Origin of the sequence: Virgibacillus ndiopensis (genome assembly GCF_900187325.1) — a bacterium.
Taxonomy (GTDB): Bacteria; Bacillota; Bacilli; order Bacillales; family Amphibacillaceae; genus Virgibacillus_E; species Virgibacillus_E ndiopensis.
The window spans coordinates 759,692-786,347 of sequence record NZ_FZMZ01000006.1; the positions used below are offsets into that span (position 1 = coordinate 759,692).

Genomic DNA, 26,656 nt, shown 5'->3' on the forward strand with positions numbered 1-26,656 from the left:
GGCATACCATATTTTGCGGTATGCCTAGGTACTTATTATTCATTTTCCAATTGCTTCTGCAGCTTAACAAATGCAAAATTACTATGCCACATAACGACATACGCAAGGATACTTCCACCAAACACGATGATTACTATTGGCACTAAATAATTGATAAGATAAATTACACTAGCTGCAATGCCCATCAAAACAGAAATTGCTGGATGCGTAATCATGATTAAGAAGGCATTTTTAAATACTTGAAGCAATTTAGTTTCAAAATGGACAAAGATAGGAAAAATGTATAAAACGGTTAATAGATAAATTACGATAACAATTAATAATAGATAGTAGGTAATTTGCAGGAATGGATTGGTAGCATCTTTACTAATAATTAAATCAAGATAGAGTATGTATCCAATAATACTAAGTATATAGCCCAGAACATTACTGTTAACAAATTCTTTTTTGTAGGCTGTCCAAAAAGTTTTAAAGACAGGAATATCTGTTTCTAATAGGACCCATTTTCGGACAACAGAAAACATGGCAACAGTTGCCGGGAAGAAGCCCACTAGTAATAAACCTAGTAAAGAAAATGTAATCCATAATACGTTCACATATAGAAATTTCGTGACCCAATCTGAAAATTTATAAATACTTCCCATAAATCCTGTTTCCATATTTGGTGCCTCCTGATTGAATGGATGAGTACAATGTTCTATTTTTTGCAAAGTATTGATTTATTGATAGATTCATAATATAGTTTTATGTAAGCGTTTGTGTAATCGTTTACACACCTATTTTATCTTTTTTAAAGGTAAAAAACAATACGATCTTTTTAAAAAGAAGGAGGAAGAAATAATGTTTAATGGTTTAGGAATGGGATTAGGAAATCTTTCCCGACTATCAAATGCAAAAACACGCTCTATAAGTCCAGAGAATTTTACTGGTGAAAAAGGTAAAGGTGCAATGGCGACCGAGGGTACAGGGGCAGAACCAGGAAGAGACTTAGGAAAAGGTTGGAAGATATCTCCCTCGGTAGAAATTAAGGGTAACTCGACATATACCGTAGCTGAAATTGATGGTCCTGGGGCTATCCAGCATATTTGGTTAACAACGCATCCAAATCATTGGCGTACTTCAGTTATTCGGATGTACTGGGATCATGAAAAAGAACCGTCTGTTGAAGTTCCATTAGGCGACTTTTTCTGTAACGGCTGGGGCGAGAGAAGTGATGTTAATTCAATCCCTGTTGCGGTAAATCCTGCTGGTGGATTTAACTGCTATTGGGAAATGCCGTTTCGAAAGCATGCCAAAATTACAGTAGAAAATATCGATGATGAAAGTATGATTCTTTATTATCAGGTCGATTATGCATTAACAGAAGTTCCTGAGGATGCAGCATATTTTCATGCACAGTGGAACCGAAGCAATCCAGTAAAGTATAAGGATGTTCATACAATTGTTGATGGAATTAAAGGACATGGACACTATGTTGGAACATACATTGCTTGGCAGGTAAATAGCAACAATTGGTGGGGAGAAGGGGAACTCAAATTCTATATGGATGGAGACGACGAATACCCGACAATTTGTGGCACTGGTACGGAAGATTATTTTGGTGGAGCTTGGAACTGGGAACAGCCTAAGGGTGAATACAGAACTTATTCCACTCCATACTTGGGAATGCATCAGGTTATCAAACCAGATGGTCTATACAGAGCACAGCAGCGTTTTGGTATGTACCGTTGGCATGTAATGGACCCGATTCGTTTTGAAAATGATTTAAAGATAACCATTCAAGCTCTTGGCTGGAGGTCTAAGTTCAGATATTTACCATTACAGGATGATATAGCATCAACGGCATTTTGGTATCAAGCAGAACCACACAATTCGTTTAAAAAACTTCCAGGTAAGGATGATTTAGAAGTGATTTAATAATGGATGATGTGTAATCGTTTACACTTGGTATAAACATTCGCGCGCGAGGTGAAATATCGGCAGGTGGTTAGGAACATCAGCGTGTTAGGCGAAACATAGGCGGGAAGTTTAGCTAATTAAATCGGCTAACTGGCCGATTTCTCTCAATCTGGCTTTCGGCTTCTGACCTGTAGAAAAACGAGGAATAGCCCCTCGTTTTTCTTAGCACAGGTTGATAAATAATACTGCTCTTTTACACCTAGAATTGACCGAATATTGGTAACTATATTTTATCATGTAAAAAATTCTAAGGAGGAAGAGGAAATGAAAAAGAAGAAATCACTTATTGTTGCTGCTTCTACACTCGTACTTGCTGGATCAATAGCATCCCCATCAATGGCTGAAACGAAACAAGAAACAGTAGAGCTAATTGCTACGAAGGCAAAAAAGGTTGCAAGGGTGACGGGAGCAACGCTTGAGGGAGAAGGCATACCAAACCCAAATCAAACCCCTATCAACTACGGTCTGACAGCAACAGATTTGGGGATTGTTTGGGATGCAACAACAGATCCGAATGATAAGAAAGTAATGATAGCATTTGGTGATTCCTATGATGATGGATGGGGTGGTTTTGGCGGTGGTGGAGATCCAGAAGGCTGGCGAGGGAACCTGCTTGCTATTTCAAAAGATACTGATCTTTCGGATGGCTTGAGCTTTTCTTCGATGATCACGAAAGAAGACGATCCAGATTATGCAAAGGAAATCATTCATTCTGAGCATGATACTTCAGGAGATGGCGATTTCACAGCAATTCCAACAGCTGGTATTACGGTAGGGGACAGGCATTTCATTCACTACATGCAAATCAAAAATTGGGGCGCGAACGGGCGATGGAATACAAATTTCTCTGAGATCGCTTATTCTGATGACGAAGGTAAAAACTGGACCAAGTCTGATGTGAAGTGGGATGCAGATAGTAAATTTGCCCAAGCAGCTTATGTAAAAAGGGATGGCTATGTTTATATGTTTGGGACCCCTGCAGGCCGTTTTGATAACGCCTATTTAGCAAGGGTTGCGGAAGAAGATATGTTAGAAAAGGAACGCTATGAATATTGGGATGGTTCGGATTGGATCCGAAACGATGAAGCAGCTGCTGTTCCGGTCATTGATGTGCCTGTAAGTGAATTATCTGTTCAATACAATTCCTATTATGACAAATGGATCATGATGTATTTGAATGAGAATCGCTATGCAATGGTAATGAGAAGTTCGTCAAGTCTCACAGAGGGCTGGTCAGCAGAAACAGTTGTTGCAACAGGTGAGGAATACCCAGGTTTATATGGAGGATTTATTCATCCATGGACAAATGATGGAAAAGATTTATATTTTCTCATGTCTGAATGGGGGCCATACAATGTTGCACTGATGAAGGCTGAGCTGGATATTGGTACACCAAGTCCGAATCTTGTTGTAGACCCTTCTTTTGAGGACCAGGATTCAAATACGATAGAAGAACCGTGGATACTGGAAGATGGTGAAGGTGGCGTTGATGTAGATTGGAGTAATTCAAGAGGTGGAAGCAATAATGCCTTTTTACGAAACGCTTCTGGATGGAATGGAATCACGCAGTCCGTTCAAGTCGAAAAAGATACCGTTTATGAGCTATCCGGTTTTGTAAAAACATCACAAAACAACAATGCTGGATACTTTGGGGTTCGAGGTGAAAATGGCGAGATTATAAAGGAAACGAAATTTGAAAGAAGTGATAACTATACGAAGCAAACGGTTCGGTTCAATTCTGGTGATAATGAATCGATCACAGTCTTTACCGGAATGTGGGCGAACGGGGATACATGGGTCCAAGTCGATGATTATTTACTTGTGGAGGTTGATTCCACTCCACCTGTCATTAAGCTAAATGGAGATGCTACGATTGAGATTCCGTTAGGGGCATCGTTTAACGATCCAGGTGCGACAGCGGATGATAATTTAGACGGTGATCTCACAGATAAAATTGAAGTATCTGGTGAAGTGAACACACGTATAAAAGATACCTATACGTTGACTTATAACGTTACTGACGCTGATGGAAACAAAGCTTCCCCCGTAACGCGAACGGTCAAGGTAACAGGTGAAGATTATACACTTAGTAATGCTGCTTTTACCGATAAAGATGGAAATCCAATAACAACACTTCCGCAAAAAGGACTAGTCATGGGAAGTGCAGCTATTCAGAACAATACAAGTGAAGATAAAACGGTAACCCTGGCAGTAGCTCTTTATGACAAAAAGGATAATGTTGTAAATGTATCTGGTGTAACTAAAGCGATTAAGGCGGGGGTTACGGAAACATTTACTGGCGGATTTATGATGCCAGGAAACAATTCGGGTTACTATGCGGAAGTATTTTTAGCTAAGTCACTAACAGATTTAGAACCGATTTCCAACGTTGAAAGAATGGAGCAAAAATAGTCCGTATTTCGGGAGGAACAAGTATGAAGGTGGATTTACCAAATTGGCTTGCAAATTGGATTCAGGTGCAAGATACACCATGTGATATTGAGATAACAGAAGAGCGGGGGACTGAAGATAATCCTATTGCTCGGATAGATATTAAATGGAACCATCTATCTACAGAGGTTAAGCAAATGCATTTGGATATGGAATTAAGCGATCCAGATATAACATGCGTGTGGAAGCCGCATCTATCACCACAAGATGACATGGTAGTAGGAGATTTTGTTTTTCGCTCCCCAGCGATAATTTTTGAAAAAGGTCATGAAATGTTTGCGCTTATTCCAGATATTGATTTTTTAAATGAACAGCGAATTGCACCACATGTTATGGATTATGTTGAGTCTGAACGAAAGCTGTTTTACGGCCTACAACACTATGAAAAAACAAATCATGTTTATCATAGAAGATTTAATAAATCTATTTTTCTGGAAAGCGGTCAAACATTGTTTCGTTTCTATCTTGTTGAATGGAAGGGCACTAAGGAGAAACGAGATTTCTCACCTGTTGTGACTTTTTTATTCGAACGATTTGGAGAAAGATATATGGCTGGGAATAGTAGCAGTTTAAATAATTTGGAAGTTTATGCGAAGTATACGTATGACTGGGCATTTAACCGTTGGGAAAATATTGTATGGCAGCAATTTGAACTAAATCAAAAGGAAGTCGGTGGATGTGTATTCATCGTTCGGGCTGTGCAATCTCCCGGGAATGGTGAAGAGAATAATTGGAGAGAAAGGAAAAGCCTGTGGAATCAGGCTTGGTTCTCTAGTTTAAGAAGTGCATATGGTTATAGGCTTTGGGGAGAAAAGTGGGAAAATCCCGATATGATCAGAAGATCGGAACTGGCTAAGAACTTTGCATTGGCGGCACCACAAACGAATGGTTTGTTTCCTTCTGTTTATTGGGCAGATTCCGAACTTGACTTTGAAAATGGACACTGGGGGCATTCGGATAGAAGACCAGAACATCATGAAGAATATGGCCATCTTTTAGATATGTCATGGACCTGTTTATGGATGCTGAAATGGTATCGCGATATGGAACAGGATGGTGATTTATTAGCTTACACGAAAAAATATGTGGAGCGCTTGCTTGAACTGCAAAATCTAGATGGAAGTTTTCCTGCTTGGGTACATGAAGTGACGGGCGAATCATCACCTTATCTCTCCGATAGCCCGGAAACTTCGATGCATGTATGGCTGTTAACCAAGTTGTATAGCATTACCGATGAGAACCGATATCTGGATGCCGCTGTACGTGGGATGGAATTTGTGAGAAAACATATTATCCCACAAGGTCGATGGGAGGATTTCGAACTGTATTGGTCTTGTTCACGAGAGTGGGAGGGCAAAAGGTATGGCGAAAGGGATAAGCGAAGTGGTCTATATAATCAATGTAATTTTTCCATCTATTGGACAGCTGAGGCATTGAAAGAACTATATATCGTAACGAAAGAGGAAGGTTACTTACGCGAAGGGGAGAAGATTCTAGCAGAGCTTTCCCTCTACCAGGCGATTTGGCATCCACGCTATTTAGGTGTTCCTACATTAGGAGGATTCGGTGTTATGACGTCAGATGATGAATGGAATGACGCCCGTCAAAGCCTGTTCGCATTAACCTATCTTGATTATTATAATCTGACGAACAAAGAGGAATATAACTACCGGGGAAAATGGGCAATGCGTGCTTCGTTTTATCTAATGTACTGCCCAGAAAATCCACTTATAAAAGAAAGGTATGAAAAGACCTTTCCCCATTTCGGTGAACAAGATTATGGGTTTGAAATGGAAAATTCCCATCATGGTGAAAACGACGAGTTCCATACTGGAGAATTTACCATATTTGATTGGGGAAATGGTTCGGCGGCTAGTTCGCTAGGGGAGATTTTGGTAAAGGGAAAGTAGATTGAAGCAGTATTACTTGGATATTATTTTACAAAGTGGCATTGAATTCATCGAGGTCTGTAGAGTTGGTGAGACATAATTGCATGTGTATGTAAGACTTAACCAGTGATCTGGTTAAGTCTTTGTTTGATAAGGTTGTATATGTTCGGTTTAGTTTTGTCCTAAATTATGGAAATATGATCGGAAATCCCGGAATACGCGCCAAAATCGGGAAAATACGATCCGTGGCCCGGAATACGCGCTAAATGATCCGAGGTCTAATCTGCAGAGATCCAGCTTTCTAGACCGGCCAAGGATAAATGATATTTTTTGTCTTTATACGATCCACTAGAGGGTAAATTTAGTTTTTGCAGTAATTTTGTTGTCACTGAACGTGAACCGATAGTAAAAAAAGAATTAAATTGCCGATTTGTAATCGTATGATCTATCAATAAAAAGTAATCCAGTAAACCTCTAATATGTGCAACCTTACTTACTGAATTACAGTTGGTACATTTCCACGATCCACTCTTTCTTTTTACTGATAGTTTTGTGCAATCTTCACAATACAGCCCTTTTAGCAATTCCTCCCTCTTAATATCATACCAATTTAGAATAGCTGGCTTGGAAGGAGAATGCTCCAAAATAAGCTGATCAGCTATTTTTTTCTGCTTTTTTAATGTCAATATTTTATTAGGATATTGTTTAACAAGCAGGTGAATTTTGCTAGGCAGATTCATAGCGTGTGTCACTTTCTCATGAAAATTAGGATCGTTGGAATTTGTTTTAATCATTGTGGATGTACTGCTGAGCACTACATAAGAAATGATTGGGATGTTGGGGAATTTGTGAAGTCGTAACCAAGAATTTAGTTGTAATACGTGTCGGTTTACTTGGGTCGTTGGATATGGAAAGCATTCTTGTGTTCCATCCGTTTTTGTACGGATTAACTGTTTTGCTGGTTCATCAAAAAATAGTGTACCAATCATGTTTTTAACTTCTAATAGGATAAAATAGAATGGAGAGAGGATAAGGGTATCAATTTGGAAGTAGGTACCTTCTTTCCAGGGAAGTCGCAGATTATGGAGAAACATGTATTTATTATCTTCTAGAAACGATAAATGGTAGTCAATGGATTCCTCACCGAAGTAGCCTGCGTATCTTTTTCGTAAATCTTCTTCGATTTTAGATCGCTTCAAATGATTGGAGGGGAGTCGCCGCAATATTGCCTCCAATATGAGAATCTCAATGGGTATTTCCCTGTCTTTTAGTAACAAATTATCACCTCTATTATTTTTATTTTATAAATTCGTCATTAAATTACAATAATCCTGCCGAAATGTGTGAATAATATGTGACCATTTAGTATTATGCCGCCTAAATTATGTCAATACGAGCCGATTTAGAAAAATACGAGCCAAAATTTTAAAATACGATCCAAATTAGGGGAAATACAAGCGGAAACCACGCAATTACGAGCCGAATTCGCAAAATACGATCCAAACGCCGATTTCCCCTATACATTTAAACAGATCTATTTTTCTAATACTGGAAATTCAGCAATACGTAATCGTGCGCATCCATATGGGACAAGTGCTAACTCTTTCAGTTGCGCATTCTTATATACTTTTGGATTCAGTGGTGGCGATCCTGCTGAATTTTTCTCCATAATCCAGTTGGATAGTAGTTTTCCTTTTACTGCTAATTTAACTGGAGCATTTTCTGTACGAAACGGCTGGTAGGCTACATCGTATATTTGCACATCAAATTCTTTCTCTAACGCATATTGCCATGAACTACTAGGGTAGATCTCCCAGTCATGAAACTTTTCCCGTTCTTGTGTGCAAACCCACTGCTCCTCAATTGGTAATGCAAACATTAGTGGACCTCGTCTAACACTTATTGCATAATTATTCCGTTCTTCTACCTGTACATCCATTGGAAAAATTAGTTCGATTCGATCATTATGTTTCCATACTCGAAAAACACGTGCAAATCCATTTTCGACTTCTACTTGTAAAAGTTCTCCATTTATGCTGATCTGCTGATTACTGCACCAGTTCGGCACTCGTAAATAAATCGGGAAAGCTGCTTCAATCGAAACATGTATTTCAATGGATACCTGTTCGCGGAATGGATAATCACTTTTTACCTGAAATTCTACTTCATTATCATCTGCCAAAGTCGTTTTAACATGGCAAGGTGCATAGGAAATCGCAGCTAACCCATGATCATCTGTTGCCATCCAAAGACTTGCTGCAAATTTTGGCCAGCCTTGATGCATATTCGACGTACAGCAGCCAAAGTGCGGTTCCAATCCGAATGTGTTCGCATCAGGTCCATTCACCCATGGCCGGTTTGCTGCATTACACATGATTTGGTTAACCTGCTGATCATATTGGTGTGCATCCCAATTAGGAGATATCGTTGCTGGCAAAGCGTTAAATGCGACTGTTTCCAAGATATCAGCAAAACTACCATCGCCAAGAATTCGAACAAGGTTTTCTATGCTGAACATATATTCCACAACTGCACATAGCTCGGTACCCTGGCTAGGATGTGTACCAGATAACCATTCATCACCAGAAAACATCCCATTTGCTTGCCCATGATACGTCATTAAACGCTCGATCCCTTTATAAATAGCATCCCGATCCTTGGTATCTCCAGTTTGACGAAAAAAGACAGCAGGAGTCTTCGTTGCCATCGCAACATTTACGACATGGACGCGGTGATCCCATTCTGTTTGTTTACGCTTGTATGGAAAATTTGAAAATATGTTTGTCCAGTTAATTGTCTGCTGGCGAACGACTTCCGCTAAATGGAGGAGCGTGTCATCCTTGGTTTTTTCATATAACCAATGAATCGATAATAGGAGATCAGCCCCTCGTGCCTGAGCCCATTCTTTTAATGGGACACGTTTGATTGTCTCGTTTAAATACTGAAAATACTTATTCATAAAGGGGATGACCCGTTCATCATTACTTGCTTCCTGATATTGTGTTAAAACCTTTAGCATGATAACATCTTGCCACCAGTCCTGATTATGCATCGTTACATTAAAATCGGATTCGGTATTGATCGTTGTAAAGTGATTCGGCCCAAACGATCCATCCTCTTTTTGACTGGATAATGTCCACTCAATCCATGTCTTAGCCTTTTGCAGTAGCTGTTCATCCTCTAATAAATATGCTAGAGGGACTAAACCATCTAAATAGTATGGTCCTCTTTCCCAACTGTCACCATTACCACCAAGCCATCCATTGTCGGGTCCGACATCAGCCCAATGTTCTTCTAAATGGCCAGTCAATCCGTTACGTTGTATTTCTAATTGATTTCGAAGCCATCCTTTAGGCTTCACACTACCAAGTGGCAACATACTGAACTTGGAATCTAACAACTTAAAATCTCCCATTTGATCACCTCAAAAATTTGATAGGTTAATTGTAGTTGGATAGTTAATAGAAATGAATAGCTTATTCTAACAACTTTTTGCACTTTTGTAACATTTATGATGAATGAATAGATTATGTATCATATAATATTGGTACAATTAATTTATATAATGAAAACATATAAAGGTGATGAGATATGATACTACAACTGTTTGCACCACCTTTGCCCTCATTTATGGCTGGGGGTGAGGATACATATAAAATTGGATCAAGTCATCCAAATAGACAAGCTATTGGTGTATTTGATTTATTAGTGGTTACAAAAGGGTCCTTACAGGTAAGTGAAGATGGTGATTGTTATCAGGTAAATGCAAAGGAGACTTTAATTCTATATCCAGACGGTCATCATTACTCTACTAATCCATGTAATAAGGAAACACATTTTTACTGGTTTCATTTTACAACGACCAAAAAATGGACGAATCTTTCACCTGAATTAACCAACTACCAGTACAAAAAAGCGATTCATGATGATCCATTTAAGGAGAAGCGTTTTTTGATAAGGTTACCAAAACATTGCAGTATTATTAATTGGGAAAAGATCGAGCAATTATGTGAACAGATTATTAATCCACCTACACCTAAAACGGAACTAGAGATATCTTGGGAATTCCAGCAGCAATTGTTATTTCAACAATTACTGCAAGAATTAGCAGCAAATAATTATTTGGATAGGTCGTTACCTTCTGTTGCTATAGCTGAAAAAGCAGCAGCATACTTGCGTAGAAATTATACAACTAAAATTAGCTACAAAGCGTTAGGGAGAGCGCTTCAGTTTCATCCGAATCATATTGCTAGGTGTATGATAGATGTGCTTGGATATGGACCGAATGAATATGTAAATCATTACCGTATGGAGCAGGCAAAATCGCTGTTGATCTATACAGATTGGTCAATTGAACGAATAGCAGAAAAAAGTGGATTCTCACAGCTTGCCTATTTTAGCAGACTTTTTAAGAAGATGGAGGGAGCTAGTCCGAATTATTATCGGAAAACGATGAATAAATAGAATATGAGAATACGGCAAGTTTAGTAATTACTTTTAACATCTCTCCGATTAAGCTATAATTTTTATTACAACAAAAGTAAAAATAAAAGGCGTGAGAAGTATTGAGAAAGTTAGAATTATCATTTGATGAGGCACTAGAAGTCTGCAAAGCGATGGGGAATAAACATAGAATGTCCATTTTGCGTTTATTAAGTGAACGTCCACATAATGTAAATGAACTATCGAAAAAGTTAGGGTTGCCGTTCTCGACTACTGCTGTAAATGTGCAAAAGCTCGAGGATGCTAATTTAATTACAACAGAATTAATACCTGGACGTGGAACACAAAAGATAAATAAAAGTAGCTTTGATCAAATCATTGTTGATATTGGGCCACATGAGAACAGTAGGAATGATCAGATCGTTACATATGATATGCCTATTGGCGGGTATAGTGATTGTACAATCGAGCCTAGCTGTGGGATTGTAAGTGAGCACGACTATATTGGTGTTCAAGATGATCCAAGTTCCTTTTTTGAATTAGACAGGAATAAGGCACAATTAGCATTTTTCCGGATGGGGTCGTTAGAATATCGTTTTCCTAATAGTAACGCCAACGGAAAAAATATCGAGCAGCTGGAATTTAGCGCTGAAATTTGTTCAGAAGCTCCATTACATAAGTTAAACTGGCCGTCAGATATAACAGTTTGGGTAAATGAAGTAGAGATAGGAACATGGACATCACCGAGTGATTTTGGTGGAGAGCGAGGTTTTCTCACTCCGGATTGGTGGTTAACCAATCATACACAGTACGGACTATTGAAAAATTGGAAGATTAATAAAGAAGGTTTTTTTATTGAAGGTGTGAAACAAGAGGGGACGAAAACAATTAAGGATTTAACGATAGAGAAGAAGCCTTATATATCATTCAAAATTGGAATAAAGGAAGATGCGGTGAACAAAGGTGGTTTGAATTTATTTGGTCATAAGTTTGGCAACCATGAACAGGGGATCATTATGAAGCTTCAATATAAGAATGAGAATAAACTATAGTCAAAACCTGTATGTAGAAAGTTTTCTATTTTTTTGTGGGAATTATCCAATTTAGTGGAAATACGATCCGTTTTATAGCAAATACGATCCAAAAATTAAAAATACGTGCCGATTAGCCAAAATACGAGCGGAAACCACCCAAATACGATCCAAAATCCCAAAATACGCGCCAAACGCTAATTTTCGTGCCACCTGTCTACCGGTTGTTCCGCACTTTATCTAGACTGCTGAATCCCAGCAGTTACTTTTTTTATTTTTTATAACAATAAATATTGAAATAAAACATATATTTATATTATAATGATTTCAATGAAAGCGCTTTACAATTTTATGGGGGTGGGGTAATAAAGTTATCGAAATATTTTTTTATCATCAGTGTAGTTACTTTTCTGCTTTATGGATGTGGAAATGAGGGTAGTGAAATGAATTATGTGAATCCAGTTTATGAACCAGTGTTAGCAGATCCAACCATTATCAAAGGCAATGATGGCTATTATTATGCGTATGGGACAGAAGATGCTTGGGGTGAGGATTTGGAAACGAAGCTGGTTCCAATTGTACGATCTACTAATTTAGTAGATTGGGAGTTTGTAGGTGAGGCTTTTGAAGAGAAGCCTACATGGAAAGAGGATGGTAACCTATGGGCTCCGGCAATTCATTATTACCGGGATAAGTATTTTCTCTATTACTCTATTTCAACTTGGGGTGATGCTAACCCGGGGATTGGTGTTGCTGTATCTGAGACTCCAAAGGGACCCTTTAAGGATAAGGGTAAGGTATTTACTAGCAAAGAGATTGAAGTGGAAAATTCCATCGATCCATATTTTATCCTGTTTGAAGAAACACCTTATATGATATGGGGAAGTTTTCATGGGATTTACGGCATTGAGTTGTCTCCCGATGGTTTAACAACTGCAGGTGAAAAGTTTCAAATAGCCGGATCTGACTATGAAGCTCCAAATATTATTGAAAGAAATGATTACTTCTACTTTTTCGGATCAAGGGGATCGTGCTGTGAGGGTGCAGCGAGTACGTATCATGTTGCAGTCGGACGGTCCAAGAACGTTGAAGGTCCATATGTAGATAAAGATGGGAATTTCTTAATTAATAATGGCGGTACAGTTGTCTTACAAGGGGATCCGAATGGGAAGTTTGCAGGACCAGGTCATAATACGATTGTCACTGACGACGATCAACAGGATTGGATTGTGTATCATGCAATTGATAAAAATGATCCACTGCTTAATTCCGGTGCTACAAGGAGACCTTTGATGCTTGATCAAATTGATTGGGTTAATGATTGGCCTGTCATAAGGGATGGCTACCCAAGTGAAGGAAAACAATCAGCACCAATCGTTCACTAAAAGGAGGAAGAAATCGAAATGAAGAAATGGAAGTTAGTAGCAGCATTTATGACAATTGCGTTGTTATCACTGGGTTTAATGGCATGTAGCGATGAGGAAGCTTCTGGAAGTGGCGAAAAGGAAATTCTGATGTGGAGTGGAACGACTGGACCGGATGGGGAACTAATCCAAAAGAATATTGATCAATACAATGAAACGGATCCAGAATATAAAGTGAAACTAGTCAAAATGCAGGGTGAAACGCTAAATAGTAAATTGGCATCGGTTACACGTTCTGGGGAAGGTGTCCCGGATATCGCTTTGATCGCTTCTGAAAGTGTGTCCAATTACCAAAGTCAAGGAATGTTAGAGTCTTGGGGTAAGTACATTGAAGGAACTGATATCAAAGCTGATAATTATTTAGAAGCAGCATGGAATGTAGGGACAGTTGATGGCGAGCAATATGGACTTCCCGCAACGATGGGGACTTGGGTTATGTATTACAACAAGGATTTAGTTGATAAATATGCACCAGGCGCAGCAGATGACAACATTATTACGTATGAAGAAATAGAAAAAGCAGGTGAAGCTGCTAAAGGTGATGGCATTTATGCATACGGTTTCTCTTGGCCGATGCAAAATTTTAATAATTTGTATTTACAAATGGGTGGTAAGTTTTCAGAAGATGGTAAACCAACCATTAATAATGAAACAGCAGTTGCTGCAGCGGAGGAGTTCAAAGACTTATATGATCAAGGCTACATGAGTGAAAATGGAGAAGACGCTGTAAAGCTTTTCAAAAATGGAAAAATAATTTTTCTTCCAGAAGGAACGTGGATGTTAAGTGAAATGCAAAAAATTGAGGATTTTGAATGGGTAGAAACATTTACGCCTCAATGGGATGCTGCCAATATTGTCCAAGGAAGCGGAGCAGACCAATTTGCGATGTTTACAAGTGAAGAACGTTCTGAAGATAAGGTTAAAGCCACAGTGAAATTTATTGAATGGCTACAAAGTAATCAGCTGGAATGGGTGAAATCAGGTGCTAATCCGACGGCACTTTCCATGCTTGATAATGAGGAATATACACAAATGCCACAATCATTTCTATTAAAATCAGAAAAAGCACGTGATGCAATAACAATCGTCACAGATCCTGGTGCATCTCATATATTCAGTGAAATTGATAGTTCATTATGGGATATGATTCAGGGAAAAGTTGACATTAAAGAACAGTTGGGAAAAATCCAACAAGTTGTGGACGATAAAACCAAACAATAGCAATAGAAATTGGGGAGGAATCGATACCTCCCTTTCTCTTCATCTATAACAGGGGTGAACATTACATGTCAAAAAATATAGCTAGACAAAGAAAGTTAAATTTATGGCCAGCGTTTTTTGTAGGACCACATATACTCCTTTTTATCGTATTTTTTCTGTTTCCATCTGTATACGGTATATATATTGCTTTCACGGAATGGAATCTATTTACTTCACCTGAGTTTGTAGGATTGGACAATTTTAAAACTATCCTGTTTGATCAGGAATCGAGTTTCCATGATCAATTTTACAATGGGTTAAAAAATACGTTTTTATTTGTCGTTATTACGGTACCGTTTTGTATTATTGTTCCTTTAGTACTGGCATCGGCATTGTTGGCTAAACCAAAATTACATCGTTTGTTTCAATCGATATTTTATTTGCCATCGTTGTTTGCGATTTCAGCCGTTATGATTATTTGGCAATTTTTATTAAGTCTTTCGTATGGTCCACTTAACAATTATTTTGATATATCGACAAATATGTTAAATACACAACCATATGCGTGGATAGCTTTAGTTGTGGTTACTGTCTGGTGGTCCATTGGTGCTAATATGATTATTTACCTGGCTGCATTAAACGGTGTCTCGAAAGATTTAATGGAAGCAGCTGAATTGGATGGTGCAGGAGCTGTTAGCAGATTCTTTAAGATTTCACTCCCCAGTATTAAATATCAAATCCTGTTCACAACTGTCATGACAACGATCGCGCAATTTAATGTATATGGTCAACCTTTAATGCTGACAGGCGGTGGACCAACAGATTCTACGCGCGTGTTACTAATGGATATTCAACAAAATGCATTTGGAAAAGGGATATCTATTGCTGGAGTATCATCAGCTATGGCAGTTATGCTCGGAATTTGCATTATGATTGTATCAGCATTTCAATTTATTTTACTACGAGATAGGGATTAGAGGTGAATGGGATGAAACAAAAAAAGACGACAAAAATAACAGCCTTTTCCTTCTTGGTTATTATGGCTATTTTATGGGTTGGACCACTTCTTTGGGCACTTTTTACATCGTTTAAATCACGAGAAGAAATCCAGTCAGTTGGGTTTAACTTTCTGCCAATCCATTGGACGATAGGGAATTATCAGGAGTTGCTATTTGATAATGCTTCTACTCCAATTGTCAAATGGTTTTTGAATTCCTTAATCATCTCTGTTTGTCATGTCGCATTGGTTTTGGTAGTAGCTTCACTAGCAGCATATGGCTATTCGAGAATGAAATTTAAGTGGCGTGACACCATTTTCATGTGTTTATTAGCCTCCATGATGTTTCCAGGTGTTGTAAATCTTATTCCACTATATTCCGTTATGGATACACTTGGATGGGTGAACAATCTGCTGGCAATAATTGTTCCCGGTGCTGCAAGTGTTTTTAATGTTTTTCTAATTCGACAGTTTGCCATGGGAATTCCACGAGCATTGGATGAATCAGCAAAAATGGATGGTGCGAATGAATTTCAGATTTTTATAAAGGTTATTCTACCTCTGATACGGCCGGTATTGGCAGTAGTTGCACTATTTAGTTTTACTGGATCCTGGAATGATTTCTTATGGCCATCTATCATTATAAATGATGTTGAAAAATTGCCGATTACACCAGGATTGCAATTGCTTCAAGGACAATATATTACATACCCTGGTCTCGGGACAGCAGGTGCATTGATTGCTTTAGTCCCAACATTTTTACTTTATTTGTTTGCGCAAAAATATTTCATGCAATCGATGACACTTCAAGCTGGGATAAAAGAATAACGAATACGAGGTGGGAGAAATGAACAGATCCTTTGAACGGAAAGTAATGTATGTGGCTAGTGGATGGCAGTTATTTACAGGACTTATAACGATATTCTTTTATTCGTTTTATATAAAAAGTCAGGGCAGTGATATGGAGCAGTTATCCTTTTTTCAGATGAAAGGTGTTCAAGAAATTTTTGATACGCTATATATGTTTTCCATTACGTATGGTCTGTTGTTTGTTGTCATTGCAATTCTGAACATTATTTTTGTAAAACGAATGGTGAAGGATAACACCGTTCACTACAAATTGCCTGTTTATTGGGTCATACTCGCAGTGGTGTTTTTCTTTTTATCGGATTTTATTAGTGTAGCACTTTGTTTAGTAGCGGCAGTTATTGCCTTAGCGAAGAACAAACCAATCAAGAAAAGCGCAAGCGCACGTGTAGCGACGTGTGGACTGCGCCCTGCCAAGCAGGGTGGTTCGGTGTTGCCGCGTAAAGCGGCGGTTTTAATCGAACATTCCTCAGCTGGAGATAAAGGAAACTCGGGTGAGTAGCGAATCGATGTTGACCTTATCGTACGGAGGTGAGGGAAGTCCATCAGTCGCTGGGCGCTGGAGCTGGACATCGCTCGTTATGTGCTAGCATATTTCAGCCCCAAATTTTATAATTTTTTACTTTTTATGAACTATGGCTAAAACTGCTTAAGATTAAAGGAGAGAATCGAATGACGTACAGAACTGAATACCCTAGGCCACAATTTGTAAGAGAGAAGTGGTTGAATTTGAACGGGGTATGGGATTTTGCTTTTGACAATCAAAATAATGGAGTGAAAGAACAATGGTTTAAAACGGATAAGACATTCGACCATACAATCAATGTACCTTTTGCATATCAATCAAAGCTTAGCGGAATTAATGACCGCTCTTTTTGTGATCATGTGTGGTACCGAAAATCAATTTCAGTCCCTAAAGAGTGGAGCAATCAACGTATACACCTACATTTTGGTGCGGTAGACTATCGAGCGTGGATCTATGTTAATGAACAATTTGTTGGGTTTCACGAGGGTGGCCATGTGTCTTTTTTTATTGATATTACCGATTATTTAACGTGGAATGAAGATACATTAGTTGTAAGAGTAGAGGATCCATCAACAGATGAGACCATTCCAAGGGGAAAGCAATTTTGGAATGAAAAATCAGATGCTATTTGGTACACGAGGACAACTGGAATTTGGCAAACGGTTTGGCTCGAGCCAGTTAATTCAACCAGTATATCCAAGTTACGATTAACACCGGATATCGATCGTGGCGACATAAAAGTTGAGTTCGACGTTCAAGGTGATTTTACAGACAAACAAGTAGCTATTGAAATCGTTTATAAGAATAAGCGTGTAGTAAATGATACGATCGTGCTTACTGAATCTTATAACAACCGTTCAATAAATCTTTACAATAAAAAAATTTTTAGAACATCATTTCATAACGCTGGTTGGAACTGGTCGCCTGAAAGCCCAAACCTTTTCGATATCAAGTTAGTTCTTATGAATGAAAACGATGATGTCTTGGATGAAGTTGAATCCTACTTTGGAATGAGGAAAGTTCATACAGAAAATGGAATGGTATATTTAAATAATAAACCTTATTATCAAAAGCTAGTTTTAGATCAAGGTTATTGGCCGGAGGGATTACTAACTGCCCCCGATGATGACGATCTAAAGAAAGATATTGTATTAGCACAAGAAATGGGCTTTAACGGCTGTAGAAAACATCAAAAGGTAGAAGATCCGCGATTTCTTTATTGGGCGGACAAACTAGGTTTTCTCGTATGGGGGGAATGTGCTTCCTCACCGTCTTACAGTGAAGATGCGGCAGCAAGACTGATGAAAGAGTGGATTGAAATTATCGAACGTGATTACAATCATCCATCCTTAGTGGCATGGGTTCCTTTGAATGAAAGCTGGGGAGTTCCATTTATTAAAGCTAACAAACAACAGCAGCATCATTCTTTAGCTTTGTACCACCTCATTCACTCCCTTGATACGACACGCATCGTTATTTCCAATGATGGTTGGGAGTTAACAGAAACGGATATATGTGCTATTCACAACTACAATCATGGTAGTAAAGACCAAAAACAAAAGTATCAATGGTTTCTAGAGTCTCTGTCAACAAAAGATGCCATCCTTAACGCCAAACCCGCAAAACGTGGTATTTACGCTGATGGTTTTAAGCACCAGGGAGAACCTATTTTGCTAACGGAATTCGGTGGAATTGGATTTAAAGTAGGTGAAGTATTGGGATGGGGGTATACCTCGGTTAAAAATGAGGAAGAATTTGTAGAGGATTATGAGCGAATAATGAAGGCGGTTTATAGTTCAACGATTTTACATGGATTTTGCTATACACAGTTAACGGATGTGGAGCAGGAAATCAATGGTTTATTAACTTACAATCGACAACCAAAATGTGATCTGGAGAAAATAAAAGAGATTAATGAGATGTGGCATCGAGATACGATTAGCTAGGATGCCGTGTATTCAGAAAGAAATGGACAAAATCCACTGTCAATCGTCTGACAGTGGATTTTAACTTAGTAGACAGCTATTAATTTTGACTTTCTTGCTTACTTAAATCTTTATTCTCTTTATAAAAATAGTAAGCAATGAAGATGAAGCAGAACATTGGTACAAGGAATGATAGCTGCATGGAACCAATTAAATCAGATGCTAGACCCTGGATAACTGGCATAACAGCTCCACCAATAATCGCCATGACAATGATTGCCCCGGCAGTTTCTACATATTTCTTATGCTCCACCGTTTCTAACGTTCTACCATAAATAGTTGGCCAACATGGTCCGAATAATACACTTACAAAGATTGCGCCATATACTGCAGAAAAGTTTGGAGCAAATGCCACATAAGCTAAAACGGCAGAACCAATTATAGAATATACACACAATACGAATGTTGGTTTAAATCTAGACATTAAGAAAGTTGCTATAAATCTCCCACAGAAAAACGCTATAAAACTGAATATCATAAAGTTAGTAGCAAACCGTTCATTGATAGTTGGATCTAGTTCTAAGGCTAAACGCATAGTAAATGACCAGACAGTTGTCTGTAAGCCCATATAGATAAACTGTGCAAGAATACCTTTTTTATAGGCTTTATTTTTTGCTAAATATTTTAGTGTTTGACCTAAACCAGCACGTTGTTTATCTCCTTCGTCAACGGCCTTACATTTAGGGAACTTAGTTATGAGAAAAATAATTAGTACAATAATTAAAACGACTATTATAAATTTGTATGGTACTAAGGTTCTCTCAAGCATTTCCAGACTAAATTGCTGTGCTTCTGTTTTACCCATACCCGCAATTTGCGATTCAAGACTTTCTCCGTCAGTAAAAACAAAGTATTTACCTAGAAGGATACCTGCCATCGCTCCAATAGGATAAAAGGTTTGACTAATATTGATCCTTCTTGTTGCACTTTCTCTTGGCCCAAGCATTGTCGAATAGGTGTTTGCAGATGTTTCCAAAAAGCTTAGCCCAATTGCTATAGCGAAAATTGCAACCAAAAATACGCTATAAGTTGCTACATGAGAAGCAGGGAAAAATAACAAGCATCCCACTATATAAAATAATAAACCAACGATAATTGCTACACGGTAACTGGTCTTTTTAATTGCTAATGAAGCTGGAATAGCAAGTAGAAAATATCCACCATAAAAAGCACTTTGGACAAATGCAGTAGCAAAATCACTTAGTTCAAAGATTGTTTTAAATTGTGTAATTAAAATGTCATTTAAACTTGCTGCCGCACCCCATAACGGGAATAAAATGGTAACTAAGATATACTGAAATATTGGCACGCGATTTAAATAGCCGTCAGATGATTGTACGAAGTTGTTTTTATTATTCATGTGAGCACCTCTGTTTTTTTTTTGATACCGTTTACAAAGATTATATTAGTAAACGCTTTTACTAATGGTTAAGATTACTTCTCTTTTCTTGAAAAAAGAGAAGTAAATAGGATTAAACATACGATTATGCATGGATAGGTTGTTTCATCAATTCATTTATTTCTTGTAGGGTTGGTAGTGATGGTTGAGCTCCTAATCGTGTTACAGTTATTGCTGATGCTGCAATTGCTAGTTTAATTGCTTTCGTAACATTCCAATTATTTGCTAGACCATATGCAAAACTACCAATAAAGGAATCACCTGCAGCAGTCGTATCAATCGCTTTCATTTTAAATGCTTCAAGATAGTTGAGCTCTGAAGTGTTTCTAAACAGGACTCCTTTATCACCTAGTGTTAGGATGACATTTTTATATCCTTGATTTAATAAAATCTTGGAAGCTTCTTTAGCATCGTCCAGGTTATTAACTTCTGTATTGGTTAAAATACTAGCTTCCGTTTCGTTCGGGATAAAATAATCAACTTTGTTTGCCATGTCACTGTCAATTTCCTGTGCAGGTGCAGGATTGAGTATGATTGTTTTATTATGCTTATGTGCAAGTTCAATTGCCCGGTAAACTGTTTCAATAGGAATCTCCAGTTGCAAGACAACAATATTTGATTGCATGATAACGTCTTCAAATCGATCGATATCCTTTATAGACAACTTCATATTTGCACCAGGAACAACAATGATTCGATTATTACCGTTTTGATCAATCGTAACATTGCCTACCCCCGTACTTGCTTCAGGGTCAAATAAGACAGCTTGATGACCTATTCCTTCAGCTTGAAGTGAAGCGATGTGCTCTTTCCCAAAATCATCATTTCCAAGTTTGCCCATCATTTTCACATTGCCGTTAAGTCTTGCAGCAGCTACGGCTTGGTTTGCGCCTTTTCCGCCTGTAAATTTATTATACGAAGAACCAATTGACGTTTCGCCCTCTACTGGTATTCTTTCGGTTTTAAAAACGAGATCTGTCATGAAACTGCCAATTACTAAAATATTTTTCATAGGGCTTCATCTTTCTTTGTAGATTTAATAATACCGGTTTCTAGTAATTGTTTACCTAAGCTTCCACCAGGATGATATAATCCAAAATCTTCTTTCTTAAACCCTCTCATTTGGGAGGAGGCAACGGCTAAAGCATCACCGACTACTAATGTTACCGTTGAACTGTTTGTCGGTGCTAAATTATACTGGTCTGCTTCATTTGTTATACTTGCTTCAATTGTGATATCGCTTGATGTAGCAAGTGTCGATTTTTTATTTCCTGTGATAGAAAGTAAACTTGCGCCAATTATTTTTATCGATGGTAGCGTACTTAAAACTTCTTTTGTTTCACCACTATTTGAAATAGCAATCACAATATCTTCTTTTGTTATCATGCCTAAGTCTCCGTGAACAGCTTCTGTAGCATGAACAAAGAATGATGGTGTTCCAGTACTAGCAAATGTAGCTGCTAACTTTTTGCCAATATGTCCGGATTTTCCTACACCTAAAAAGATTACTTTACCTTGACAATTCGCTATTTTTTCAACCATTTGTACATAGGAATGGTCAACGTTTTCTTTAACATTTTTAATAGAATTTATTTCAGAATCTATTACATCATGTAATACATTAATAACATTCATTCTTAATTCTCCTTTTCTTAGTAATCGATTACTATTTTGATAAGAACCTACGTAAACGCTATAAATATATTCGGTCTTACGTGGATAGTAAACGATTACTATCATACCAAAACTATCCTTATTTCATTTCTTTAACTGAATTACCATCCATAAAAATACTATCAATGAGAACACGTTCCTGGTCATTTGTATTGTTTAATTGATTCAGGATTAATTCAGCTACTTTCTTGCCAATGTAGGTTGTATCTTGATCTAAACAAGCAACTTGCGGGCTAAGTAAATGCTGATTCGCTAATGCACCAAAAGAAACGAGGGAAATATCGTCTGGTATGTTTTTACCATTCTCTGTTAGTGCGGTCATAGCTCCTATTGTCATCATGTTATTACAGCTTAATAAGGCAGTTGGTAATTCATTTTTAGTTTTTAAATAATGATTCAGTTCATCATAGGCTTTTTTTTCTTCAAAACCACCAGAAAAAACCCACTTTTCATTAAACATCAATTTATAGTCTTTCATAGCTTGTTTAAAACCATTGAAACGATCTTGCCCAGTACTATTATTTAGCGTACCATTAAGGATTCCTATTCTTTCATGTCCTTTTTTAATAAGAAATTCAGTTAATAAATAGGTTTCCTCAAAGTTGTTGCTCCCAACAAACGGAATATCTTTTCCATGGATTTTTCTATCGATCAAAACGATTGGAACATTTTGATTGATAAGTGTTGTTAAATCAGTATTTTTACTATCACACGGAGATATTGCAATGGCATCGATATTCTTGCCTAATAACATACGAATTGTTTCCTGCTCTTTTTCAATAGATTCATTGGTACTGCAAATGATTAAATTGTAGCCTTCTTTAAAAAGATAGTAATCGATTTCATTCGCTATACTGATATAATAAGGATTCTTAATATCAGCTACCATAATTGCTACCAAATTTGATTTTCGTGATCTTAAATTTCGCGCAACTAAATTAGGCTCATAGTCTAATTCTTTAATAGCATCTAGTACCTTCTTTTTTGTATCGATATTAACAGGGTAATTATTATTCAGTACTCTAGAAACAGTCGCAGTAGAAACACCTGTATATTCAGCAATATCTTTCATTGTGACATTATTTAACTTCACTGCTATTCATCCTTTTTATCAAAATTCCATTTGTTACAGCGATTATCTTACGCCAACAGTAAGCAAGATGTTAGCAAACGTACGGGTCTCCCCGGTGTTTACACCTAGTATCACATTTTTGTTTTGAACTGCGTCATAAAACTCATAACGTCCTAATTTTTCTAGTTGGTCCATTGCTAAAATCGCTCTAAATTCTTTATAAATTGCAGGCTCATCTCCACCATTTGGTTCCATTACCTCAGCCTTTTCGAAATTAGTTGTATTATTTAAGGCTTTTAGTACATCGGTTACAGTTGGTAAATCAGGTGACAAACCAAGAAAAATTTTCGTTGTATTTTCATTTGTACACGAATTTAATGGATAATTTCCATCAGCGATTAAGATTTTATCTCCATGTCCACAAGAAGCAATCACTTCCAGTAGTTTAGGGTGGATACAGTCTGTAATTAACATCGTTGCCCTCCTTAGTAGTAATCGATTACATAAACGCTTACATTTATCGTAATTTATTTATTAGTTGGCGTCAAGAGGGGGTGTTTGAATTTTTTCGTAAATTTTTTTAAGTCCGTTCAAAATGTTGATAAGTTAACTTAATTAACTGTGATATACTAAAAAGAGTTAAAATACAATGGAGGCTAAACATGCGACGGGGTACTTTTCAATGGATGAAATCAGTAAATAAATCGATCATACTAAATAAAATACGAACGAATGGACCAATCTCAAGAGCGCAAATTGCTAAGGATACCAAGATCACACCTCCAACTGTTAGCAGTATTGTAAAAGAATTAATTGAGCAGGAAATCGTTATAGAAAGTGAAGTTGGTGAATCCCAAGGTGGTAGAAAGCCGACGATGCTTATGATCAATAGTACGAATTTTTATATTGTAGGAGTTGATGCTGGACCAGATACAGTTGATTGTGTGTTAGCCGATCTGTCAGGTACCATTACGGAACGGACTTCCCAGCAATTGAAGCTGCCTATTACGAACAAACAATTTTTGTCTGTTTTAAAAGAGACGATTCAACGTGTTATACAATCGACTACATCGAATATGGAAAAAGTAGTTGGAATTGGAATAGCGATGCATGGTGTGGTAAATGTAGAAACCGGGACATCTATTTTCGCACCTAACTTAAGTCTGTCCGACATCCCGATTAAAGCGGAACTGGAAAAGGAATTTGGATTAACTGTGAAAGTGGAAAATGACGCAAGGGCAATGGCATTAGGTGAAGAGTGGTTCGGAAATCATGGTCAAGTCGATAGTATGTTGGCGGTAAATCTCGGTCGTGGAGTTGGAGCGGGAGTTGTGATTAAAGGTAAGTTGTACCACGGTGCCTATGATATTGCTGGTGAAATCGGTCATATGATGATGGATATGAATGGAGAAATTTGTGAATGTGGTAATCGTGGTTGTCTGCAAACGCTTGTATCAGGACCAGCTATTGCGCATCGGGCGGAAAAGGAAATAGGGCTAGAATCGATTACAGGAGAAGGCGTTTTCCATCTTGCAACGGAAGGTGATGAAGCATCTGCAAAACTATTACACGAAACTGGTACATACATTGGAATTGGTTTAACCAATCTAATTCATATTTTTAATCCAAGAAAAATTGTTTTAAGTGGAGGCGTTACAAAAGCTAAGCAATTTATTTTGGAACCAACTCAAGAGGCAATCAAAGATCGTGCACTAACTCCTCAGGCGAAGCGAACGGATGTTGTGATAACCGAGCTTGGGGAGGATGCAACTATTTTGGGTGCGGTTGCATTGTTGTTAGTGGAACTTTTTGATTTGGAGTAATTATGGCAGGTGATAACTTTTAATGGACCCACAACAAAAAGCACAAACATACGCTAAGCAAATTCTGACATGAAAAAGCCGGTTTTTCCTACGCTAAGGAATCATCGGCTTTATTTTATTGAACAAGAGGACGGAGTGAATCTGTCCGAAAAAGTATAGTAGATTTCTAATTTATGTTCGGTCATATCAATTGGAATGCATACAAATTCTGCTCTTTGGAGTGATTTCTCCCATTCCCCATCCTTTCGTAAGTAAGATTTATTTCTTTTCTAAATATCGATAAACAATTCTATGAGTTTATGTTAAAACTGATATTTCTTGTGTAATCAACAAAGTTATGCTAATATGACTGTGGGTCAAAAATGACTAACAGTCATAAAAGGTGGTTTTTGTTAATGTCGCAAAGAATGGATAACATATTTCATAATAGAAATAAAACAATCTTAAATAATGCAGAAACATTATTTAGATTAAAAGGTTTCGATAAAGTAACTATGAATGACATAGCGAAAGAATCAGATGTCGCAAAAGGCACTTTATATTTGCATTTTAAATCTAAAGAGGAACTACTTTTTAACATTTTGAAACCTAAATTGGAAGAATTTAATCATAAGGTAGAATTAATAGACAAAAACGAAAATCTTACAAGAGATAAAATAAAAAAAATAATAACTTATGGATTTGACAGTGACTTTTTTGACTTTACTAAGGATCATTTTCTTTATATGCATAAGTTATTTAATGTGCAATATCACAATGAATTAAATCCAATTATCGATAAGATCATAACTAATTTTTCGCTAATAATACAAGAAGGTAAAGAAAAAAACGATATAAAATCTTCTTTACCTAATAATTATTTATCACATCAATTGATGCACATTTTTGACCCCCAAATCTATTTTAGTTTAGTTGAAATCGAAAAAAACACAAAAGAAGGTTTTGTTCGCAATACGATTACTTTTTATTTAAATGTATTAAGTATAGCTAATAAAGGGGTAATATAATGGATCTACAATTAAAAAATAAAAAAGCGCTAATTACTGGATCAACTAAAGGGATAGGAAAGGCAATAGCGTTTGAACTTGCAAAAGAGGGCGTGGATGTTTTAGTCAACGGTAGAAACAATGAAGAAGTAGAAATTATTGTTAATGACATAAAGAAAAAATATCCAGAAACTAATCCTCAGAATGCTTTTGGTAATCTATTGAACAGAGATGAAAGAGAAAATATATACAATAATCATCCTAATGTAGATATTCTTGTGAATAATTTAGGAGTATACGAAATGATGACTTATGAAAAAGTCAATGATGAAGTTTGGAAGAAATATTTTGACACAAATTTTCTTGTTGCGGATAACATGTCTAGATTTTACATAGATAAAATGCTGAGTAAAAATTTTGGCAGAATTATTTTTATTGCTAGTGAAGAAGCTGTCATGCCTTCAGGAAATATGCCACAGTATGCTGTGACTAAATCAATGATTTTATCTTTATCCAAATCATTATCATTTTTAACAAAAGGCAAAGAAGTGACAATTAATACCATTATGCCTGGACCTACATTATCGGAAAATGTCGAAAATATACTCAAAGACATGTATCGTAATGATAGTAAGTCTTTCGAACAAATGGAAAAGGATTTTGTTTTGTCTAATTTACCTGATTCACATATTGAAAGATTTATTCGTCCTTTTGAGATAGGTAGAATGGTTGCATTTGTAAGCAGCCCACATTCGGGTGCTATGAAAGGTACAGCAGTTCGAATGGATGGTGGGTTAATCCCTACTATTTATTAAAACAATAGTAAATGAAGCTGATTATAATAAAGTGAGTAGCAAAACTTTTTGCTACTCATTTTGCCAGTTGTAAATCCGCATTTTCTAAACGTTATCCCAATAATAATAATAAAAG

The 26,656-nt window shown here is 37.2% G+C and carries 22 protein-coding genes; 14 read left to right on the forward strand and 8 right to left on the reverse strand.

Annotated elements, in window-relative coordinates; all coding sequences use genetic code 11:
• Nucleotides 1-35: 35 nt before the first annotated feature.
• Nucleotides 36-659 (reverse strand): YesL family protein, encoded by a 624-nt coding sequence (locus tag CS937_RS16195; RefSeq protein WP_099159509.1) that lies wholly within the window; start codon nt 657-659, stop codon nt 36-38.
• 181 nt (nt 660-840) lie between these two features.
• Here CS937_RS16195 and CS937_RS16200 point away from each other — a divergent pair, with 181 nt between their 5' ends.
• The 3 genes from CS937_RS16200 to CS937_RS16210 all read left to right on the forward strand — a co-directional run bounded on the left by CS937_RS16200 (nt 841) and on the right by CS937_RS16210 (nt 6,320).
• Nucleotides 841-1,917, forward strand: a complete 1,077-nt coding sequence (locus CS937_RS16200) for a glycoside hydrolase family 172 protein (RefSeq protein WP_099159510.1) — start codon at nt 841-843, stop codon at nt 1,915-1,917.
• 306 nt (nt 1,918-2,223) lie between these two features.
• Nucleotides 2,224-4,371, forward strand: coding sequence for a DUF4185 domain-containing protein (locus CS937_RS16205; protein ID WP_099159511.1), 2,148 nt, complete (start codon nt 2,224-2,226; stop codon nt 4,369-4,371).
• 23 nt (nt 4,372-4,394) lie between these two features.
• Nucleotides 4,395-6,320, forward strand: a complete 1,926-nt coding sequence (locus CS937_RS16210) for a glycoside hydrolase family protein (protein WP_099159512.1) — start codon at nt 4,395-4,397, stop codon at nt 6,318-6,320.
• 257 nt (nt 6,321-6,577) lie between these two features.
• On the opposite strand, the gene CS937_RS16215 is transcribed toward CS937_RS16210, so the two are convergent.
• Together CS937_RS16215 and CS937_RS16220 are read right to left on the reverse strand one after the other, a co-directional pair.
• Nucleotides 6,578-7,576 carry a nuclease-related domain-containing protein gene (locus CS937_RS16215; RefSeq protein ID WP_099159513.1) on the reverse strand — a complete coding sequence of 333 codons (999 nt, stop codon included), beginning with the start codon at nt 7,574-7,576 and terminating at the stop codon, nt 6,578-6,580.
• Nucleotides 7,577-7,833: 257 nt separating this feature from the next.
• Nucleotides 7,834-9,714 carry a beta-L-arabinofuranosidase domain-containing protein gene (locus CS937_RS16220; RefSeq protein ID WP_099159514.1) on the reverse strand — a complete coding sequence of 627 codons (1,881 nt, stop codon included), beginning with the start codon at nt 9,712-9,714 and terminating at the stop codon, nt 7,834-7,836.
• Between the two features lie 176 nt (nt 9,715-9,890).
• On the opposite strand from CS937_RS16220, the gene CS937_RS16225 reads away from it, so the two are divergent.
• From CS937_RS16225 to CS937_RS16260, 8 genes are all read left to right on the forward strand, one after another.
• Nucleotides 9,891-10,763, forward strand: coding sequence for a helix-turn-helix transcriptional regulator (locus CS937_RS16225; RefSeq protein ID WP_099159515.1), 873 nt, complete (start codon nt 9,891-9,893; stop codon nt 10,761-10,763).
• 101 nt (nt 10,764-10,864) lie between these two features.
• Entirely contained in the window at nt 10,865-11,794 is a 930-nt protein-coding gene (locus tag CS937_RS16230; protein WP_099159516.1) for an ArsR/SmtB family transcription factor, read from the forward strand.
• A 422-nt stretch (nt 11,795-12,216) separates the two neighbouring features.
• The gene (locus tag CS937_RS16235; RefSeq protein ID WP_099159517.1) at nt 12,217-13,158 is read left to right on the forward strand and encodes a family 43 glycosylhydrolase; all 942 of its coding nucleotides are present in this window, start codon (nt 12,217-12,219) and stop codon (nt 13,156-13,158) included.
• Nucleotides 13,159-13,176: 18 nt separating this feature from the next.
• A complete protein-coding gene (locus CS937_RS16240) occupies nt 13,177-14,418 on the forward strand; it encodes an extracellular solute-binding protein (RefSeq protein WP_099159518.1) in 1,242 nt (413 codons plus the stop codon).
• Nucleotides 14,419-14,483: 65 nt separating this feature from the next.
• Nucleotides 14,484-15,374 carry a carbohydrate ABC transporter permease gene (locus CS937_RS16245; RefSeq protein WP_176555863.1) on the forward strand — a complete coding sequence of 297 codons (891 nt, stop codon included), beginning with the start codon at nt 14,484-14,486 and terminating at the stop codon, nt 15,372-15,374.
• A gap of 11 nt (nt 15,375-15,385) precedes the next feature.
• Complete coding sequence (locus CS937_RS16250) at nt 15,386-16,222, forward strand: carbohydrate ABC transporter permease (RefSeq protein WP_099159519.1); 837 nt, start codon at nt 15,386-15,388, stop codon at nt 16,220-16,222.
• A 19-nt stretch (nt 16,223-16,241) separates the two neighbouring features.
• Nucleotides 16,242-16,763 carry a hypothetical protein gene (locus CS937_RS16255; RefSeq protein WP_099159520.1) on the forward strand — a complete coding sequence of 174 codons (522 nt, stop codon included), beginning with the start codon at nt 16,242-16,244 and terminating at the stop codon, nt 16,761-16,763.
• A 170-nt stretch (nt 16,764-16,933) separates the two neighbouring features.
• The gene (locus CS937_RS16260; RefSeq protein ID WP_099159521.1) at nt 16,934-18,733 is read left to right on the forward strand and encodes a glycoside hydrolase family 2 protein; all 1,800 of its coding nucleotides are present in this window, start codon (nt 16,934-16,936) and stop codon (nt 18,731-18,733) included.
• A gap of 79 nt (nt 18,734-18,812) precedes the next feature.
• Here CS937_RS16260 and fucP read toward each other — a convergent pair whose 3' ends face one another.
• From fucP to CS937_RS16285, 5 genes are all read right to left on the reverse strand, one after another.
• Nucleotides 18,813-20,132, reverse strand: a complete 1,320-nt coding sequence (gene fucP, locus CS937_RS16265; protein WP_099159522.1) for an L-fucose:H+ symporter permease — start codon at nt 20,130-20,132, stop codon at nt 18,813-18,815.
• 124 nt (nt 20,133-20,256) lie between these two features.
• Nucleotides 20,257-21,183 (reverse strand): ribokinase, encoded by a 927-nt coding sequence (gene rbsK, locus CS937_RS16270; RefSeq protein ID WP_099159523.1) that lies wholly within the window; start codon nt 21,181-21,183, stop codon nt 20,257-20,259.
• Nucleotides 21,180-21,806 carry a KpsF/GutQ family sugar-phosphate isomerase gene (locus tag CS937_RS16275; protein ID WP_099159524.1) on the reverse strand — a complete coding sequence of 209 codons (627 nt, stop codon included), beginning with the start codon at nt 21,804-21,806 and terminating at the stop codon, nt 21,180-21,182. The genes rbsK and CS937_RS16275 overlap by 4 nt, the downstream gene beginning before the upstream one ends.
• A 118-nt stretch (nt 21,807-21,924) precedes the next feature.
• Complete coding sequence (locus tag CS937_RS16280; RefSeq protein ID WP_099159525.1) at nt 21,925-22,938, reverse strand: LacI family DNA-binding transcriptional regulator; 1,014 nt, start codon at nt 22,936-22,938, stop codon at nt 21,925-21,927.
• A 42-nt stretch (nt 22,939-22,980) separates the two neighbouring features.
• A complete protein-coding gene (locus tag CS937_RS16285; RefSeq protein ID WP_099159526.1) occupies nt 22,981-23,391 on the reverse strand; it encodes an RbsD/FucU family protein in 411 nt (136 codons plus the stop codon).
• Nucleotides 23,392-23,579: 188 nt separating this feature from the next.
• Between CS937_RS16285 and CS937_RS16290 the strand changes: the two genes are divergently transcribed.
• The 3 genes from CS937_RS16290 to CS937_RS16300 all read left to right on the forward strand — a co-directional run bounded on the left by CS937_RS16290 (nt 23,580) and on the right by CS937_RS16300 (nt 26,541).
• Entirely contained in the window at nt 23,580-24,740 is a 1,161-nt protein-coding gene (locus CS937_RS16290) for an ROK family transcriptional regulator (protein WP_099159527.1), read from the forward strand.
• A gap of 395 nt (nt 24,741-25,135) precedes the next feature.
• On the forward strand, nt 25,136-25,747 hold the full coding sequence (locus CS937_RS16295) for a TetR/AcrR family transcriptional regulator (protein WP_176555864.1): 612 nt from the start codon (nt 25,136-25,138) through the stop codon (nt 25,745-25,747).
• On the forward strand, nt 25,747-26,541 hold the full coding sequence (locus CS937_RS16300) for an SDR family NAD(P)-dependent oxidoreductase (RefSeq protein ID WP_099159529.1): 795 nt from the start codon (nt 25,747-25,749) through the stop codon (nt 26,539-26,541). Before CS937_RS16295 ends, CS937_RS16300 begins: the two co-directional genes overlap by 1 nt.
• Nucleotides 26,542-26,656 lie beyond the last annotated feature (115 nt).

What these genes read in the sequence shown, in the direction of transcription:
- CS937_RS16195 (WP_099159509.1), bottom strand. Translation starts at nt 659, where the DNA reads ATGGAAACAGGATTTATGGGAAGTATTTATAAATTTTCAGATTGGGTC.
- CS937_RS16200 (WP_099159510.1), top strand. Translation starts at nt 841, where the DNA reads ATGTTTAATGGTTTAGGAATGGGATTAGGAAATCTTTCCCGACTATCA.
- CS937_RS16205 (WP_099159511.1), top strand. Translation starts at nt 2,224, where the DNA reads ATGAAAAAGAAGAAATCACTTATTGTTGCTGCTTCTACACTCGTACTT.
- CS937_RS16210 (WP_099159512.1), top strand. Translation starts at nt 4,395, where the DNA reads ATGAAGGTGGATTTACCAAATTGGCTTGCAAATTGGATTCAGGTGCAA.
- CS937_RS16220 (WP_099159514.1), bottom strand. Translation starts at nt 9,714, where the DNA reads ATGGGAGATTTTAAGTTGTTAGATTCCAAGTTCAGTATGTTGCCACTT.
- CS937_RS16225 (WP_099159515.1), top strand. Translation starts at nt 9,891, where the DNA reads ATGATACTACAACTGTTTGCACCACCTTTGCCCTCATTTATGGCTGGG.
- CS937_RS16235 (WP_099159517.1), top strand. Translation starts at nt 12,217, where the DNA reads ATGAATTATGTGAATCCAGTTTATGAACCAGTGTTAGCAGATCCAACC.
- CS937_RS16240 (WP_099159518.1), top strand. Translation starts at nt 13,177, where the DNA reads ATGAAGAAATGGAAGTTAGTAGCAGCATTTATGACAATTGCGTTGTTA.
- CS937_RS16245 (WP_176555863.1), top strand. Translation starts at nt 14,484, where the DNA reads ATGTCAAAAAATATAGCTAGACAAAGAAAGTTAAATTTATGGCCAGCG.
- CS937_RS16250 (WP_099159519.1), top strand. Translation starts at nt 15,386, where the DNA reads ATGAAACAAAAAAAGACGACAAAAATAACAGCCTTTTCCTTCTTGGTT.
- CS937_RS16255 (WP_099159520.1), top strand. Translation starts at nt 16,242, where the DNA reads ATGAACAGATCCTTTGAACGGAAAGTAATGTATGTGGCTAGTGGATGG.
- CS937_RS16260 (WP_099159521.1), top strand. Translation starts at nt 16,934, where the DNA reads ATGACGTACAGAACTGAATACCCTAGGCCACAATTTGTAAGAGAGAAG.
- fucP (WP_099159522.1), bottom strand. Translation starts at nt 20,132, where the DNA reads ATGAATAATAAAAACAACTTCGTACAATCATCTGACGGCTATTTAAAT.
- rbsK (WP_099159523.1), bottom strand. Translation starts at nt 21,183, where the DNA reads ATGAAAAATATTTTAGTAATTGGCAGTTTCATGACAGATCTCGTTTTT.
- CS937_RS16275 (WP_099159524.1), bottom strand. Translation starts at nt 21,806, where the DNA reads ATGAATGTTATTAATGTATTACATGATGTAATAGATTCTGAAATAAAT.
- CS937_RS16285 (WP_099159526.1), bottom strand. Translation starts at nt 23,391, where the DNA reads ATGTTAATTACAGACTGTATCCACCCTAAACTACTGGAAGTGATTGCT.
- CS937_RS16290 (WP_099159527.1), top strand. Translation starts at nt 23,580, where the DNA reads ATGCGACGGGGTACTTTTCAATGGATGAAATCAGTAAATAAATCGATC.
- CS937_RS16295 (WP_176555864.1), top strand. Translation starts at nt 25,136, where the DNA reads ATGTCGCAAAGAATGGATAACATATTTCATAATAGAAATAAAACAATC.
- CS937_RS16300 (WP_099159529.1), top strand. Translation starts at nt 25,747, where the DNA reads ATGGATCTACAATTAAAAAATAAAAAAGCGCTAATTACTGGATCAACT.